We start from the raw sequence: 16,946 nt of genomic DNA on the forward strand, positions 1-16,946 counted from the left end.
TATAACAGATGCGGATATATAAGATTACACTGCGAAACAACACATAAATTAAGCAAAACGTTTCTAACTTGATTATAGCTAGGTACAATGCGCTCCACTTGGTCCGAGCAATCAAAAGAGGATAACCCCATGACCAAATCATCAGAGCTGTATCAAAAAGCTCAGCAAACCATCCCTGGCGGTGTCAATTCACCAGTTCGTGCATTCAACGGCGTTGGCGGCTCTCCGCTATTTATCGAACGAGCAGACGGTCCACTGATTTTTGATGCCGATGGTAAAGCGTATATTGATTACGTTGGCTCTTGGGGTCCAATGATTCTTGGCCACAACCACGCGGTTATCCGCGAGGCAGTAATTGATGCAGCGCAACGCGGTCTTAGCTTCGGTGCGCCAACAGAACTTGAAATCGCGATGGCAGAATTAGTTTCTGAGCTTGTTCCATCAATGGAGCAAATCCGCATGGTAAGTTCTGGTACTGAAGCTACGATGAGCGCGATTCGCCTTGCACGTGGCTTCACCGGTCGCGACAAGATCATGAAATTTGAAGGTTGTTACCACGGCCATGCTGACAGCTTGCTAGTAAAAGCAGGTTCTGGTGCACTAACACTAGGTCAACCAAGCTCTCCTGGCGTTCCTGCAGATTTTGCTAAGCACACGCTAACAGCAACATTCAACGACCTAGATTCTGTACGCGAGCTATTTGCTGCTAACAAAGGCGAAATTGCTTGTATCATCGTTGAGCCAGTAGCTGGCAACATGAACTGTATTCCACCAGTGGAAGGCTTCCACGAAGGGCTACGTGAAATCTGTGATCAAGAGGGCGCGCTACTAATTTTTGATGAAGTAATGACAGGCTTCCGTGTTGCTCTAGGCGGCGCGCAAGCACACTACAACATCAAACCCGACCTAACGACACTGGGTAAAGTGATTGGTGGCGGTATGCCAGTAGGTGCTTTCGGTGGCCGTAAAGAAGTGATGCAATACGTTGCACCTACAGGCCCAGTTTACCAAGCTGGTACCCTTTCCGGTAACCCTGTCGCAATGGCAGCAGGCTACGCATGTTTGAACCTTCTAAAAGAAGAAGGCAACGAAAAGCGCCTAGCTTCTAAAACGAAACAACTTGCTGAAGGTTTTAAGTCTCTAGCAGAAAAACACGGTATTCCGCTAGTTGTTAACCAAGTGGGCGGTATGTTCGGCTTCTTCTTCACTGACCAAGAAAAAGTAACTTGCTACGAAGACGTAACGAAGTGCGATGTAGAACGCTTCAAGCGTTTCTTCCACTTAATGCTAAAACACGGTGTCTACCTTGCGCCATCTGCGTTTGAAGCGAGCTTTACTTCACTCGCTCATGGTTCAAAAGAGATTGATGCCACACTAGAAGCGGCTGACCGCTGTTTTGCTGTTCTTGCAGAAGAAGCGAAATAATCGCTAAAAACGGCGATAACGCATTTAGAAAAGGACCGTAACGGTCCTTTTTTATTGCCAATTCAAAATAACCAATATCGCTAATACCCCAACGACAATGCCAAACCACGGTATTCGCTTAGCTTTTTTCTCGGTTTGACACTTTTTATCACCGTTGCAACAACCCATAGCTCATCTCTTGATTGATAACCGACTGATTTGTAGTCATTATAGCAAGGTACATCGCCCTGCTCTAATTCGGCATTGTCATAAGCTTGAAAGAGTTAAGAGTGCAAAGTAATAAAGGTTACACGCCATCATTGAAGGCATAAACCGTAAACGTCACCTGTAAGTTGGACTAATACCATGCCAAATAATGTAAAAATAACGTCGAGTCACCGAGTACTAATGGTTGCTTTACTCGCCGCTGCTTTTGCTTGCTACTTATTGGTTGAGCCATATATCAATTCCATTGTGATGGCTTTTATCATTTCTTTGCTCATGTTTCCGATACACGAATGGTTTGAGCAGAAAATTCCCAAGCACCCCAATATGGCGGCACTGCTGTCATGTGTCGTCTTGACGTTTATTATTGTTATCCCGCTTTTATTTGTGTTTGCCGCCATTGTTCAGCAAGGCTCTGTTTTCTCACAAAATACATATAATTGGGTTACCAATGGTGGTATCCAAGATATATTCCAACATCCTTTCGTTATCAAAGGCTTAGCGATTGTTAATGAGTACTTACCTTTTGATAAAATCGAGCCCAAAGCCATCGCTGAGAAAATTGGGCAATTTGCCACATCGTTTGGCTCTAACTTAGTTGCTATTAGCGCAAAGATTTTAGGAGACGCAACCAACTTCCTAATGAACTTCTTCCTAATGCTGTTTGTGTTGTTTTTTCTGCTTCGTGACCACGACAAAATTATCTCTGCGATTCGTCATATTCTGCCACTTTCACGTAGCCAAGAAGACCGAATATTGACAGAGATAGAGCAAGTTTCTAAATCAGCCGTAATGGGCTCATTCATGACGGCGATTGCTCAAGGTTTGGCTGGCGGCATCGGTATGTGGCTCGCCGGCTTCCCTGGGCTATTTTGGGGAACGATGATGGGCTTTGCATCATTCATTCCAGTGGTAGGAACCGCGCTAATCTGGATTCCTGCAGCAGCGTACTTGTTCTTAACAGGCGATATGACTTGGGCTATCTTTTTGACGGTGTGGAGTGTAGTTGTCGTTGGCTCTATAGATAACCTATTGCGCCCGTTGCTAATGCAAGGCAGCGCCGGCATGAATACCCTTATGATTTTCTTCTCATTACTGGGTGGTCTGCATCTGTTTGGTTTGATTGGTCTTATCTACGGCCCACTTATTTTTGCCGTGACCATGGTACTGTTTAATATCTACGAGGAAGAATTCAAAGACTTCCTTAACCAACAAGACAACAGCTAGTCACCGCTTAATCACTTCAAGCTTGGGGCAGATTGTGCGAAAATCTGCCCCAAATTATTTCTGATGAACCAAATTTATGTCTGCTTATATCGCTCCTAGCCAAATAGCTCAGCGCCAACTTGAATACTTCAACGGAAAACACGTTTTAGTCGCTGGTGAAGTTGAAGACCTATTTCCTCTTGAGTTAGTAGCTCATTGTGAGTCTGTTGAAGTGTTTACTTCCAACTATAGCTACTACCGCCAAATTCAAACCTCTGACAAAGTGAAAAGTCATTTTGGCTCTGTGTTTGATGTTGAAACAAAAGCAGACATGGTCCTTTTATACTGGCCAAAAGCAAAAGCCGAAGCAGAATACTTGCTGGCGATGTTGATGGCGAAACTGGGCATTAACACCGAAATCGTCATCGTTGGTGAAAACCGCTCCGGCATCAAGAGCATCGAGAAGATGTTCCAAGAATACGGCCCTGTGAACAAGTACGACTCTGCTCGTCGCTGCTCATTTTACTGGGGTAATTGCCTCAATGAACCAAAACCTTTCAACCAAGCAGATTGGTTTAAGTCTTACACTGTTACACTCGGTGAGCAGTCGCTAGCGGTTAAGAGCCTACCTGGCGTATTCAGCCATGGCGAGTTCGACTTAGGTAGCCGATTGCTGCTTGAAGCCTTACCTAAGCTGTCGGGCAAAGTGCTCGACTTTGGTTGTGGTGCAGGTGTACTCGGTGCGTTTATGGCGAAAGCGAATCCAGAGATCGCGATTGAGATGTGTGACATTAATGCTTATGCGATCACTTCTAGCCAAGCCACATTAGAAGCGAATGGTTTATCCGGACGCGTATTTGCATCAGATATATACTCGGATACCGCAAAAGACTACCGCTTTATCGTCAGCAACCCGCCATTCCACAGTGGTCTAGACACAAATTACAACGCAGCGGAAACCTTGTTGGGTCAGGCACCACAATATTTAACCAAAGACGGCGAAATGGTGATTGTCGCGAATAGTTTCTTAAAATACCCACCAATTATCGAGCGGGCGTTTAATAATTGCGAGACGCTAAATAAGACCAATAAATTTTCTATCTACTACGCGAAAAAATCATAACTTCCCCCGCGCGGGCACAAACCTGCGCGATTTTTTCTCATAAATTCAACACTCATAAGAAAAACTGCGTCACCCTGCACGCTTTACAACTAACTTTCTTGTCAAAGAAAAAAAACTCGTTAATTTTGTTAATTCTATCTAGTTGAACATCTTATCCGTTTTTAACGAGAACCTCGGCAGCGAAGTATGTTTTAGAACTGCCCATTATGAGTTGTAATCTTATCCATGTTTAAATTCTACAAAAAACAGAAATTTAAGCGCCTTCAGAGTACACTGATGACCGCATTTCTAGTGCTCAGTATCACACCTCTTACCATTACTGCGATCTTTTTCTTGCAGTCCCACAGTAAAGATCTGCAAGAACAAAGCACCTCGCACTTACTGTCTGTTCGAGATACAAAACAGCAGCAAATCATCGACTACTTTGAGGCACGAGAAACCGAAGTCATGGGCTTTGTGCGCTCAGAGTTGGCTTACGCCAGTGGTGGCCGATTCTACGGTCTCGTCAATGCTTTTAGTCGTTTAGGCAATGATATTGAAGAGTCTCGTAAAAACGCCCAACAGCGCTACATCGAGGGCAGCGGAGACCAAATCAAAACCTCAACGTTACCCGAGTCATCCAACTATGTAGGAAGTGAACGTTACCGGCTTTTACATAAACGCTATCATTGGGCCTACTTAGAGCTCCTCAAGCGCTCTGATTTTAATGACATTTTGCTGGTCGACATCAATGGTAACGTCACCTACTCGATCAACAAAGACGATAACTACGGAACGAACTTGTTATCAGGCCCCTACAAAGACTCGGCACTTGGCAAAACTTTCAAGCGTCTCGCCGATGATGTGACTGAACGTCGAAAAGTAAACGAAGACTACACTCCTGTGATTGTGTCTGACTTCGAGCTGGAAGGGGGGAAATCAGTCGCTTGGCTAGGTGCACCAATTGTTCAGCAAGGTTATCTACACAGCTATGCCATGTTCCGCTTGCCAAATAATGGCATCACTAAGTTAGCCGCAGACGCCAACCGAGAGTCATCAATTAACACCTTGCTGGTTGGAAATGATCACCAACCTCGCACAATTAACACGAAACAAGACGATATTAAGAACAGTTTAGAAGTGATCGATAAAGCACTCTCTGGTGCATTTGGTGTCGGCACTTACACAAACGGTTTAGGTGAAGAGATCATCGCGGCTTATGCACCGATTGAAACTCGTGGTGTGATTTGGGCGCTCGTCGTACAGTTACCAGAAAACGAAGCTTTCGCTCGTATCCATCAACTCGAAAAACTATTCGTTATCGCTATGTTGATCGCCATTATCCTTGTGGTGATCGCTTCTCACTATTTATCAAACTTTATCACTTCTCCGTTGCTGAAATTGACTTGGGTTGCCGAAAAGGTCTCTGCAGGTGATCTTGATGACACGTCTTTTAATACTGTTCGTAAAGATGAAATTGGTCGGCTTGCGTTAAGCTTTGAACGAATGCAACGCTCTATTCGAGAGAAGATTCAAACCATTAAGAAGCAAAATGAAGAACTAGAAAGCAACATACAGCTCATTCAAAAACAGAATGAAGAACTGCAATTGGCCGATAAATTAAAAGATGAATTCTTAGCCACGACTTCTCATGAACTTCGTACACCGTTACACGGCATGGTCGGGATTGCTGAAACCTTAGCGTCCGGCGCCAATGGCGCGATCCCCGCTAGCCAGAAATATCAGCTTGATATCATCATTAAAAGTGGTCAGCGTCTCGCTAATCTAGTCGATGACTTGTTGGATTATCATAAAATGCGTTATGGAAGCATGGATATCCAGAAATCAGCAGTGAGTTTGGGCAGTGCAACACGATTGGTTTTAGAGCTTTCTAGCCATTTACTTGGAAGTAAAACCATCCGCATCATCAACCAAGTCCCAGCGGATTTAAAAGCAGTGTCAGCTGACCCGCAACGCCTTGAACAAGTGCTATATAACCTGATTGGCAATGCGATTAAATACACCTCAGAAGGTAAAATTGTTATCTCCGCTAATGTGGTAGATGATCATGTACGCGTACAAGTCGTGGATACTGGACAAGGAATTCCCGCAGAACAACTTGAGCATATTTTTGAACCACTTATCCAAGCAGGGCAAGACGCGAGCCGTTATCGTCAAGGTGCAGGGCTTGGGCTCTCCATTAGCCGGCAATTGATCGAATTAATGGGAGGCTCGTTATACGTCAGTAGCCAACCAATGGTCGGAACTACCTTCAGTTTCACTTTACCGCTCGCCAGTGAAGAAGAAATCCAAGCAACCCAGACTCTAGCTGCGCACGGGCACTTCCAAATTCCTGAAGTTAATGTAGAGAACAGCGAAGACTTATCACTTCCAGAGAACCCAGACGGCCCGTTACTGTATGTTGCTGACGATGAACCAGTAAACTTACGCGTGCTTGAAAGCTTTTTACGTTTAGAGGGCTATCGTGTGCGTACCGTCTCCGATGGGCCAGAAACGTTAGCGCTCGTCGAGCAAGAGAAGCCGGAACTTCTGTTATTGGATATCATGATGCCAGGCATGAGCGGCTACCAAGTTTGTAGTGAACTACGTGAAACCTATGATCATGCCGAGTTGCCAATCATTATGCTCACCGCACTCAGTCAAACAGAAGATCGTGTAAGAGGTTTTGAAGCAGGAGCCAACGACTATTTATCGAAACCATTTAATAAACAAGAGTTGGCGGCACGTATCCAAGCGCATTTAACGGCAAGTAAAGCAGAAATGCGCCATATGGAAAACAAAGTGCTAGAGTCTGAACTTAGACAGCGAGCAGTCGTTGAAGCAAGCTTACTTGAGACTCAAGGTCGTCTGTTGGAACAGCTAGAATCGGCTCCTGAAGCTATCATCTGTCTACGTGAAGACAAGCGTATTCGCTTTGCTAACGAAGCTGCTTGTAAGCTATTCAAGCGCAGCTTAGAACAGCTAAAGCGCTCATCTGCTGATGAGCTGATTGCCCCTAAATATCTAACCGTCAAACAACCTCATTACTGTGGCAAGATTGATATCTATATTGAAGATATTCGTCAGAACATCGAAGCAGACATTCTTAAGCTCCCTGAAGGTTCAGGGTTAGATATCATGTACATCTTTAATGTCGGCGGTGGAGCCAGTGCCGCTCGCATACATAATCTAGAAACCGCCGTAGAAGTGCTTTCAAGTTATGCATTTGATGGTGACAAAGACCAATTACAAAAGCTAAAAGAGCTTGGCGGAGAATTTACGCGCCTTGCAGACAAAGCGCTCGGTAATAAAAAAGACAAGCAAGAACTTATGCGAGAAGTTCTAGTAGACGCAATGACACATGCTTTAGAGTATTGGGAATCTGTAACGGGTGAAAGTAAGTTCGCATTTGCAGAGCAAAGTGGCTTGTGGCGCGTTTATCTAGACCGTAGTACTTTGCAAACACGCACTTTAGATAAATACATGCGTATAGAAACATTACCCAAAACACCACGTTGGAGAACGGTGCTAAGCTCGATAGAGTTCATTCTCGAACACTGCAAAGAACAGAGCCCCGAGAGAGCATACATAGAAGCACAACGAGATAAACTACAGCGACTATTGACCAGCTAATATTTATCAAAAAACTAGCCCAGCGTGCATGCTGGGCTTTTTTGTTATTCGAGTATTCCCTTCCTAGAGATAAAAGAGACCGCCTCTTCCTACCCCGTTAACATATTTCCAATAACGAACATTTGGTTAGACAACGCTATCTATTGTTGGTCTTCAAAACGTACGACCTTATCCATTTAACTTGTCTTAACTAGGTAAGTTCGAGCAACCGAAAAACTTCATTCATACAATAAAAAAAGGACAACAAACGGAAGAAAACTGTCGATAAAAAAGGCCATTTTTCAGATAACAAGCGGATTTTGACGAACTATTGATAGAGATTGCGAACTTAATCACAACAGAACGGCAGATTAATTTTTAGCTGATTAATTAACACCATTTCTGCATGTGAGCGAGATCTCCGAACCTAGAAACCAAGCAAGAAACGTATATTTAAAAAGGACCAAAAGGTTAGTAATCACCAACATTCATTATTAACAAGGATATAAACTGCGACGCATATCAACGTTTATTTTTTGGCCCAATGCTGGTTAAAATTAGCCAAAATAACGTTTATAACGGAGAGCTCAGAGATTTTAACGTTTTTAACGGGAATCAAGTTTGATTATTTTATGGATAAGGTGTTTTCTTACTCCTGCCTAAGGCCTACAGGCCACTCTTGGCGAAACTCAATGTTGTAATGAGTAAGGCATGTACAAGAGGTAGGTCTTAGAGAGTGTTTATCAATTGATGACATTCAATTCCATTTAGTGAAATGAAAGCAAATAGTAAGGAACAGCTATGCTTGCCAATATTAAAAAAACAGCACTAGCAACAGCAATTATTGCAACGGCTACTACAGGTTTTGCATCGGTAGCTACTGCGGCTGAACGCAGTGAACTGACTATCCACCCTAAAGAGTTTACAACTTTCGTTCGTAACTTTAACCCTTTCTTGGGTGCAACTAACCTGCACACAACAACCGACTTTATTTACGAGCCGCTCGTTGTTTTTAACGAAATGCACGGTAATACGCCTGTATTTCGTCTAGCAGAAAACTTTACCATGGCTGATGACCTGATGAGCGTAACCTTCGATATCCGTAAGGGCGTAAAATGGTCTGATGGCAAAGCGTTTACCGCTGATGATGTTGTTTACTCTTTCAACCTAGTTAAAGAGAAGCCAGAGCTAGACCAATCTGGTATCAACTCTTGGGTGACTGGCGTAGAAAAAGTTAACGACTACCAAGTTAAATTCCGTCTAAGCGAAGCAAACTCAAACGTTCCTTACGAAATTGCGAAAGTACCCGTCGTACCTAAGCACGTATGGAGCAAAGTAAAAGATCCAGCAACATTCACAAACGAAAATCCAGTAGGCAGTGGTCCATTTACTGAAATCGACACTTTCACACCGCAGCTATATATCCAGTGTGAGAACCCGAATTATTGGGATGCTGACAACCTAGATGTAGATTGTCTGCGTGTGCCACAAATCGCGAACAACGACCAATTCTTGGGCAAAATCGTTAACGGAGAAATGGACTGGACGTCTTCATTCGTACCAGACATCGACCGTACGTACGCTGCAGCAAGTCCGAATCACCACTACTGGTACCCACCAGCGGGTACTCAAGCATTTGTAGTGAACTTCAAAAACCCAGACGCTGCGAAAAACGAAGCACTAACTAACGTTGACTTCCGTCGTGCGTTCTCTATGGCGCTAGACCGTCAAACTATCATTGATATCGCTTTCTACGGCGGCGGTACAGTGAACGACTTCGCATCTGGCCTTGGCTACGCATTCGAAGCTTGGTCTGATGAAGAGACGCACAACAAGTACAAAGGCTACAACACATACAACGCGGAAGGTGCGAAAAAGCTTCTAGCTAAAGCTGGCTTCAAAGATGTAAACAAAGATGGCTTTGTGGATACACCATCTGGCAAGTCTTTCGAGCTTCTAATTCAATCACCAAACGGTTGGACTGACTTCAACAACACAGTACAACTAGCCGTTGAGCAACTAGCAGAAGTGGGCATTAAAGCTCGTGCTCGTACACCGGACTTCTCGGTATACAACCAAGCAATGCTAGAAGGTACTTACGACGTTGCTTACACCAACTACTTCCACGGTGCAGATCCACACTTGTACTGGGATAGTGGCTACAACTCGAAGCTACAAGCTGGTGACGGCATGCCTCGCTTTGCAATGCACTTCTACAAGAACGATAAGCTAGACGGTCTTCTTAACAGCTTCTACAAGACAGCAGATAAGCAAGAACAGCTAGAGATCGCTCATGGCATTCAGAAGATCATTGCTCAGGACCAAGTAACTATTCCTGTGCTATCTGGCGCGTACATGTACCAATACAACACAACTCGCTTCACTGGTTGGTGGAACGAAGAAAACCCTAAGGGCCGTCCAAACATTTGGGCAGGTATCCCAGAGCGTCTACTTCACGTACTGGACCTAAAACCAGTTAAATAAGTAGAAGTTCATTTCAAGCGGCATACATCCCGTGTGCCGCCTATAAAAATCCCTTGTTAACGAAACCAATATGTGGCGCTCGTCGTCAGGGGATTTTTCGCTCTAAATTTCGCTAGGAGCGACCTGAAACCAGAAACAGGGAAAAATCTGGGTGAGTAAGGTGTGAGTTATGGGTTATTTTTTAAGACGTTTGTCGTTCTATCTTGTCGCGCTCTTAGTTGCAGCGACGTTAAACTTTATTATTCCGCGAGCAATGCCTGGTGACCCAGTTACCATGATGTTTGCTAATGCTTCAGTACAGGTGACTCCAGAACGAATCGCAGCAATGAAAGAACTGCTCGGTTTCGTTGATGGGCCAATTTACATTCAGTACTTCTCGTACATTAAAAACATTCTAAGTTGGGAATTGGGCACCTCAATCCAGTTCTACCCACTTTCAGTTAATTCTTTACTAGGTAGTGCATTTGGCTGGTCACTATTTCTAGCTGGTACTGCGGTTGTACTTTCTTTCTCCATCGCTTCTGTCCTTGGTATTTTTGCCGCCTGGAAGCGCGGTAGTAAGTACGATGCATTCGTAACGCCTGGCACATTGATCATTCAAGCTATTCCACAAATGGTTATCGCAATGTTAGCGCTGTTTACCTTTGCGATTGGCCTGAAATGGTTCCCATCTGGCTATGCTTACACGCCAGGTACTATTCCTGATTGGACAAGCTGGGAGTTCATCAAGAACGTGGGTTACCACGCTGTACTACCTCTATTCTGTGCAACCATCGTTCAAATTGGTGGCTTCCTAGTTAACATGCGTAACAACATGATCAACCTTCTCGCCGAAGACTATATCACGATGGCTAAAGGTAAAGGGCTGAGTGAAAACCGCGTCGTCTTTAATTACGCCGCACGTAACGCACTACTTCCAAGTGTTACCGCACTGTCTATGTCTTTAGGTATGGCCATTGGAGGTCAATTAATCATCGAGATGATTTTCAACTACCCAGGCCTAGGTACTGTTCTATTGAACGCAATTCACGCTCGTGACTACCAAGTACTTCAAGGTCAGTTAATTATCATGACGATGTTCATGCTGTGCTTCAACTTAATGGCTGACATGCTGTACATGATTCTAGACCCTCGCCTACGTACGGGAGGCAAATAATCATGAAAGAACTATTCAAACTTATTTTAGGTAACGCATTCGCTCGCATTGGTCTTGGCATTGTTACGCTGTTCGTGTTCGTTGCGATTGCCGCTCCTTTACTTACAAAGCATGCGCCAGACAAGCGAACCGGTAACCCGCACGAATACCCAAGCTTTGTTGTAAAACAGGCACAAAACAATCCTGATGGTTGGGTCGCTAAAAACCTAGCAGACGATCGTCGTACGCTGATTATGTCTAAAAAGGCCGACCACGTATTAGGTACTAGCCGAATGGGTCGCGATATCTGGTCGCAAGTGGCTTACGGTGCACGAGTATCACTGGGTGTAGGCTTTGGCGCTGGCATCATCGTGTGCTTCTTAGCAACAGTCATTGGTATATCGGCAGGTTACTTCGGCGGCAAAGTGGATGACGTATTGAGTGCCGCGATGAACATCATGTTAGTAATCCCGCAGTATCCATTGCTATTCGTGTTGGCGGCCTTTATCGGTGAAGCAGGCCCACTCACCATTGCCTTGATTATCGCTGGTACTTCTTGGGCATGGGGTGCACGTGTTGTCCGCTCTCAAACTATGGCACTACGCGAGAAAGAGTTCGTTAAAGCTGCCGAAGTATTGGGAGAGTCTTCATTCCGCATCATCTTCGTTGAGATTTTACCAAACCTTATCCCAATTGTCGGTGCGAGCTTCATTGGCTCAGTAATGCTGGCGATCAACACTGAAGCGGTCATTTCGTTCCTAGGTTTGGGTGATGCCAACACGATCAGTTGGGGCATCATGCTTTACAACGTGCAAACCTCATCAGCCATGCTGATTGGCGCATGGTGGGAAGTACTAGCACCTTGTATTGCCCTAACACTACTGGTTACTGGTCTTGCTCTGTTGAACTTTGCCGTTGACGAAATTGCGAACCCTCAACTTCGTTCTCACAAAGGCATGAAACGCTGGAAAAAACTAGCAGCAAAAGACAAGAAAGAGCGTGAGCCTGAACTGGCACCACAAAATGCACTATGGAGCGGAGATAAATAATCATGACTGCACCACTAATTTCCATCCGTAACCTATGCGTAGACTACATCACAGACGCGGGCGATGTCCGCGCCTGTAACAACGTGAGCTTCGACATTGCACCAGGTGAAGTATTCGGTCTGGCTGGTGAATCTGGCTGTGGCAAATCCACTGTTGCCTTCTCACTAATGCGCCTTCATAAGCCACCAGCGTTTATCACAGGTGGTGAGGTTATCTTCAACGGTGAAGATATCCTTCAGTACAGCGATGATCGCATGCAAGCGTTCCGCTGGAGTGAAATGTCGATGGTATTCCAGAGTGCGATGAACGCTTTGAACCCTGTTCTAACCATGGAAGAGCAGTTCTGTGACGTCATCATGCGTCATACCAATATGACTCGCGCTCAAGCAAAAACACGCGCTGAAGGTCTGCTGGAAATCGTTGATATCCACCCTAGCCGATTGAGTGATTACCCGCACCAGTTCTCTGGTGGTATGCGTCAACGTCTAGTAATCGCAATCGCTTTGGCTCTGAACCCAAAAATGATCATCATGGACGAACCGACTACCGCATTGGATGTAGTGGTTCAACGTGAAATTCTACAAAAAATTTACGCGCTTAAAGAAGAGTTTGGTTTCTCAATTCTGTTCATCACACATGACTTGTCATTGATGGTCGAGTTCTCGGATCGTATCGGCATCATGTACTCAGGTGAGTTGATTGAAGTCGCGCCTTCTAAGCAAATTCTGGAAAGTCCTTACCACCCTTACACCAAAGGTTTGGGTAGCTCTTTCCCTCCACTAACTGGACCAAAGACCAAATTGACTGGTATTCCAGGTAACCCGTTGAACTTGCTAGAAGTACCACGGGGCTGCCGCTTCCAAGCTCGTTGCGATCGCGTACATGAAGCATGTACACGTGTACCAACCCAATTACGTCAAATTGAACCAGGTCGCCTCTCAAATTGCCATTTGTACGGCGACACCATTGCTCAAGCTAAGGTTTAACAACAAAAAAACGCTAGCTAAGAACAAAAATTACACTGGAGAGAATTATGAGCAAACAATTCGGCGAACTGCTGATTGAGGGTAAAAATGTCGTTAAGGACTTCCCTTTAAACAGTAACTCAATCAAACAATCTAAGATGCGCGCAATCAACGACGTCTCTTTCAAAATGTACAAGAGCCGCGGCTTGTCAGTGGTAGGTGAATCTGGTTCAGGTAAGTCTACTACTGCAAAAATGATTGCAAAAATGTACGCACCAACCGATGGCATCATTGAGTACAAAGGTCGTGATATCCAAGACATCACCTCTCGTCACGATTTAATGACCTACCGTGAAGGTGTACAAATGGTGTGGCAAGACCCGTTTGGCTCGCTAAACCCAACGCACAATATCTTCCACCATATTGCGCGCCCGCTGCTGATTCATAAGAAAGTAGCACCGGGCAACAAGAAAGAACTGGAAGAGCGTGTGTACGACCTACTTGAACAAGTTGGTCTTATTCCACCAAAAGAAACGGCGCAAAAGTTCCCGCACCAGCTATCTGGCGGTCAGCGTCAACGTGTAAACCTAGCTCGTAACATCGCAGTTGGTGCTGAAGTGGTATTGGCGGATGAGCCAACATCGATGCTCGATGTATCAATCCGTGCCGGTGTTCTGAACTTGATGGAAGAGATGAAGTTCGAGAAACAAATGTCTCTGCTTTACATCACTCACGACATCGCAACAGCGCGTTACATTGCTGAAGATCTCGCGGTCATGTACGTAGGTCACATGGTTGAATGGGGCGATACTGAAGAAATCATTCACGATCCTCAACACCCATATACGCAACTGTTGGTATCTGCGGTTCCAGATCCATCGAAGTCTATTCACGAGAAACTGAAAGGCAACAAAGGGGAAATCCCACTTTGGACACCAGAATCTGTCGGCTGTCCATTTGCTGGACGTTGTGTACACGCTACCGACAAATGTCGCGAACGACTACCGGGCGTCACTCAACTGTCCGACAACCACTTTGTCCGCTGTTACTTATTTGAAGATTAATCATAACGAGGGTCAGGTTCAGCCTGACCCATTCCTGTTTTTATCGTTTCCCGGAGACATTGAATGCTGCTACTGACTAACCACATTGGTTATGAACGTCTGGGCCCAAAGAAAGCCATTATCCAGACCGAACAACCACACTTGTCTTCTTACACTGCTCAATTGATTTGTGCCACTAGCGAGCAAACCGTGGCAACTTTTGCGGTTGAAGAACAAGGTAAAGTGGCGAACTGGCATCAGGGCTATTTCTACCTCATCGACTTTTCCTCTTTCACAACGTCAGGTGACTATTTCTTGCAAGTAGAAGATACGCGCTCTTCCTCTTTCATCGTTGGCGAACACATTCTGTTGGATCAAACTTTGTCAGATGTGATCCACTACTTCAAATCGCAACGTTGCGGCGGGATCTTCGATAAACAAGATCGACAACTTCCAGTACTAAACTCCAATAAAAAGGTTGATGTACACGGCGGCTGGTACGACGCATCAGGAGACGTTAGCAAGTATTTAAGTCACCTTTCATACGCGAATTATTTGAATCCTCAACAAACCCCAATGGTGGTTTGGAACATCCTAAAAGGGGTTTCATTGCTTGAAGGAAGCGAAGACATTGCAGCTTTCACACGTACACGTCTGATTGAAGAAGCCCTGTTCGGTGCAGACTTTCTTGTGCGTATGCAAAACGAAAAAGGCTTTTTCTACATGACGGTCTTTGACAAGTGGAGCAAAGATACTGCGCAACGCGAGATTTGCGCGTACGAAACTCAACTTGGTCACAAATTTGACGACTATCAAGCAGGCTTTCGACAAGGTGGCGGTGTCGCCATTGCAGCGCTAGCGGCAGCGTCGCGTTTAAGTGTTCACGGTGAATACGATCAACAAAAATACCGCAACGCTGCCGAAAATGGTTACTGGCACTTAAAAGAGCACAATACGCAGTACCTCAATGATGGGGAAGAAAACATTATCGACGAATACTGTGCGCTACTGGCTTGTGTAGAACTGTTTAAAACAACCAAAGAAACTCGCTACTTGGAAGAGAGCCGTTTGTGGGCGCAACGTTTAGTTGCACGCCAAATGAGCGACGAGCAGATTCAACACTTTTGGTCAGCAAACCAAGACGGCAGCCGTCCATATTTTCACGCAGCCGAAGCTGGTCTACCAGTTATTGCCCTATGCGAATATCTATCAATTGAAGACGACTCAGCACGAGCGGAATCGGTAAAACGTATCGTCAACCTAGCGTGTGAGTTTGAGATCACAATATCGAATAAAGTGATCAACCCATTCGGTTACCCTCGCCAATATGTTAAAGGCGTAAATGAGTCAAAACGCGAGGCATTTTTTGTCGCACACAACAATGAATCCGGCTATTGGTGGCAAGGCGAGAATGCTCGACTGGGCTCACTCGCGACCATGGCGTACCTTGCTCAACCGCATATAGCGTCGCAAGAAGTACAGCAACAACTTTCTGTGTTTGCTCAAGATGCATTGAACTGGGTTGTAGGCTTAAACCCATACGACATGTGCATGCTAGATGGCCATGGTCGTAACAACCCTGATTACCTCCCTCAATATGGTTTCTTCAACGCAAAAGGTGGCGTGTGTAACGGAATCACTGGCGGCTTTGAAGACGAGGAAGACATTGCATTTAACCCACCAGCACAAAAAGAAGACGTGTTACAAAACTGGCGCTGGGGCGAACAATGGATCCCGCATGGCGCTTGGTACTTACTCGCGATAATGAGTCAAGCTCAGCATGTTTCTCAGTTGGCGACCTCTAAAAATATGAAGGAAGAATAATCATGGGAATGTATTTTGTCGGTATCGATGGTGGCGGCACGTCATGTCGAGCCAGGATTAAAGATTCACAAGGTAATTTTCTTGGCGAGGCCAAAAGCGGCAGTGCCAACATCATGCTAGGTGCTGAAATAGCAATGGCTTCGATTCTTGAATCCATCACTTCGGCTACCGAGCAAGGCGGTCTGACACAACAAGATTTCGCGTCGATGCACGTCGGCTTAGCCCTTGCTGGCGCAGAGCACAAAGCATCTTGGCAAGCCTTCATGTCTCTTCCTCATCCATTTGCCAGTATAACTCTGAATACCGATGCTTACGGTGCGTGCGTTGGTGCGCACAATGGCGAAGATGGCGCAATCATGATTGCGGGAACCGGTTCTTGTGGCATCTACCTTAAAGGATTGGAGCAACACGTTGTCGGTGGTCGTGAGTTCCCTATTTCGGATCAAGGTGGCGGCGCAGTGATGGGGCTACGCCTAGTTCAGCAAGTTTTGTTAGCTGAAGATGGCATCAGAGAAAAAACGCCCCTAGCACAACACGTTATGACGCATTTCGAAAATGAGGTCGACAACGTGGTGGCGTGGTCAAAACAGGCGCTTCCTCGTGATTATGGGCAGTTTTCTCCGGCTATTTTCCAACATGCGGAACAAGGCGATGCACTGGCCATTGAAATGCTGAAGCAAACCGCAGCGGATATAGAAATGTTTCTCGTGGCATTAAACAAGCGCGGCGCAACACGTATTTGTTTAATGGGCAGCATAGCTGAACGCATTGTACGTTGGCTTTCACCACCAGTTCAGCAATGGATTGTTGAGCCACAGTTTGACGCGATTGAAGGCGCAATTATGTTTGCTGGCAAACCAGAACATAACCTTTACTCGCTCAGTGCGGCGTAGGAGT

11 protein-coding genes are annotated in these 16,946 nt (G+C 45.3%); all 11 read left to right on the forward strand.

Translation table 11 applies throughout. The features are described from left to right. Nucleotides 1-129: 129 nt before the first annotated feature. The 11 genes from hemL to IJ23_RS04915 all read left to right on the forward strand — a co-directional run bounded on the left by hemL (nucleotide 130) and on the right by IJ23_RS04915 (nucleotide 16,942). Nucleotides 130-1,425 (forward strand): glutamate-1-semialdehyde 2,1-aminomutase, encoded by a 1,296-nt coding sequence (hemL, locus tag IJ23_RS04865; RefSeq protein ID WP_005380032.1) that lies wholly within the window; start codon nucleotides 130-132, stop codon nucleotides 1,423-1,425. A gap of 345 nt (nucleotides 1,426-1,770) precedes the next feature. Beyond that, nucleotides 1,771-2,856, forward strand: coding sequence for an AI-2E family transporter (locus IJ23_RS04870; RefSeq protein WP_005386541.1), 1,086 nt, complete (start codon nucleotides 1,771-1,773; stop codon nucleotides 2,854-2,856). Nucleotides 2,857-2,932: 76 nt separating this feature from the next. Next, nucleotides 2,933-3,958 (forward strand): 16S rRNA (guanine(1207)-N(2))-methyltransferase RsmC, encoded by a 1,026-nt coding sequence (gene rsmC, locus IJ23_RS04875; protein WP_033905578.1) that lies wholly within the window; start codon nucleotides 2,933-2,935, stop codon nucleotides 3,956-3,958. Between the two features lie 225 nt (nucleotides 3,959-4,183). Beyond that, nucleotides 4,184-7,570, forward strand: coding sequence for a hybrid sensor histidine kinase/response regulator (locus tag IJ23_RS04880; RefSeq protein WP_033905579.1), 3,387 nt, complete (start codon nucleotides 4,184-4,186; stop codon nucleotides 7,568-7,570). 780 nt (nucleotides 7,571-8,350) lie between these two features. After that, nucleotides 8,351-10,033, forward strand: a complete 1,683-nt coding sequence (locus tag IJ23_RS04885) for an ABC transporter substrate-binding protein (protein WP_005380037.1) — start codon at nucleotides 8,351-8,353, stop codon at nucleotides 10,031-10,033. Between the two features lie 169 nt (nucleotides 10,034-10,202). Beyond that, on the forward strand, nucleotides 10,203-11,189 hold the full coding sequence (locus IJ23_RS04890) for an ABC transporter permease (protein ID WP_005380038.1): 987 nt from the start codon (nucleotides 10,203-10,205) through the stop codon (nucleotides 11,187-11,189). A gap of 2 nt (nucleotides 11,190-11,191) precedes the next feature. Continuing rightward, on the forward strand, nucleotides 11,192-12,217 hold the full coding sequence (locus IJ23_RS04895; protein WP_025768199.1) for an ABC transporter permease: 1,026 nt from the start codon (nucleotides 11,192-11,194) through the stop codon (nucleotides 12,215-12,217). A gap of 2 nt (nucleotides 12,218-12,219) precedes the next feature. After that, nucleotides 12,220-13,203, forward strand: a complete 984-nt coding sequence (locus IJ23_RS04900; protein WP_005380040.1) for an ABC transporter ATP-binding protein — start codon at nucleotides 12,220-12,222, stop codon at nucleotides 13,201-13,203. A gap of 47 nt (nucleotides 13,204-13,250) precedes the next feature. Further along, on the forward strand, nucleotides 13,251-14,246 hold the full coding sequence (locus IJ23_RS04905; protein ID WP_005380041.1) for an ABC transporter ATP-binding protein: 996 nt from the start codon (nucleotides 13,251-13,253) through the stop codon (nucleotides 14,244-14,246). Nucleotides 14,247-14,309: 63 nt separating this feature from the next. Beyond that, the gene (locus tag IJ23_RS04910; protein WP_033905580.1) at nucleotides 14,310-16,049 is read left to right on the forward strand and encodes a glycoside hydrolase family 9 protein; all 1,740 of its coding nucleotides are present in this window, start codon (nucleotides 14,310-14,312) and stop codon (nucleotides 16,047-16,049) included. Nucleotides 16,050-16,051: 2 nt separating this feature from the next. Continuing rightward, on the forward strand, nucleotides 16,052-16,942 hold the full coding sequence (locus IJ23_RS04915) for an N-acetylglucosamine kinase (protein ID WP_017820409.1): 891 nt from the start codon (nucleotides 16,052-16,054) through the stop codon (nucleotides 16,940-16,942). The last annotated feature ends 4 nt before the right edge of the window (nucleotides 16,943-16,946 follow it).

The organism is Vibrio sp. OY15, from assembly GCF_000742455.1.
Lineage (GTDB): Bacteria > Pseudomonadota > Gammaproteobacteria > Enterobacterales > Vibrionaceae > Vibrio > Vibrio alginolyticus.

Excerpts from the sequence above, each read along its gene's own strand:
- hemL (WP_005380032.1), top strand. The coding sequence starts at position 130 with ATGACCAAATCATCAGAGCTGTATCAAAAAGCTCAGCAAACCATCCCT.
- IJ23_RS04870 (WP_005386541.1), top strand. The coding sequence starts at position 1,771 with ATGCCAAATAATGTAAAAATAACGTCGAGTCACCGAGTACTAATGGTT.
- rsmC (WP_033905578.1), top strand. The coding sequence starts at position 2,933 with ATGTCTGCTTATATCGCTCCTAGCCAAATAGCTCAGCGCCAACTTGAA.
- IJ23_RS04880 (WP_033905579.1), top strand. The coding sequence starts at position 4,184 with ATGTTTAAATTCTACAAAAAACAGAAATTTAAGCGCCTTCAGAGTACA.
- IJ23_RS04885 (WP_005380037.1), top strand. The coding sequence starts at position 8,351 with ATGCTTGCCAATATTAAAAAAACAGCACTAGCAACAGCAATTATTGCA.
- IJ23_RS04890 (WP_005380038.1), top strand. The coding sequence starts at position 10,203 with ATGGGTTATTTTTTAAGACGTTTGTCGTTCTATCTTGTCGCGCTCTTA.
- IJ23_RS04895 (WP_025768199.1), top strand. The coding sequence starts at position 11,192 with ATGAAAGAACTATTCAAACTTATTTTAGGTAACGCATTCGCTCGCATT.
- IJ23_RS04900 (WP_005380040.1), top strand. The coding sequence starts at position 12,220 with ATGACTGCACCACTAATTTCCATCCGTAACCTATGCGTAGACTACATC.
- IJ23_RS04905 (WP_005380041.1), top strand. The coding sequence starts at position 13,251 with ATGAGCAAACAATTCGGCGAACTGCTGATTGAGGGTAAAAATGTCGTT.
- IJ23_RS04910 (WP_033905580.1), top strand. The coding sequence starts at position 14,310 with ATGCTGCTACTGACTAACCACATTGGTTATGAACGTCTGGGCCCAAAG.
- IJ23_RS04915 (WP_017820409.1), top strand. The coding sequence starts at position 16,052 with ATGGGAATGTATTTTGTCGGTATCGATGGTGGCGGCACGTCATGTCGA.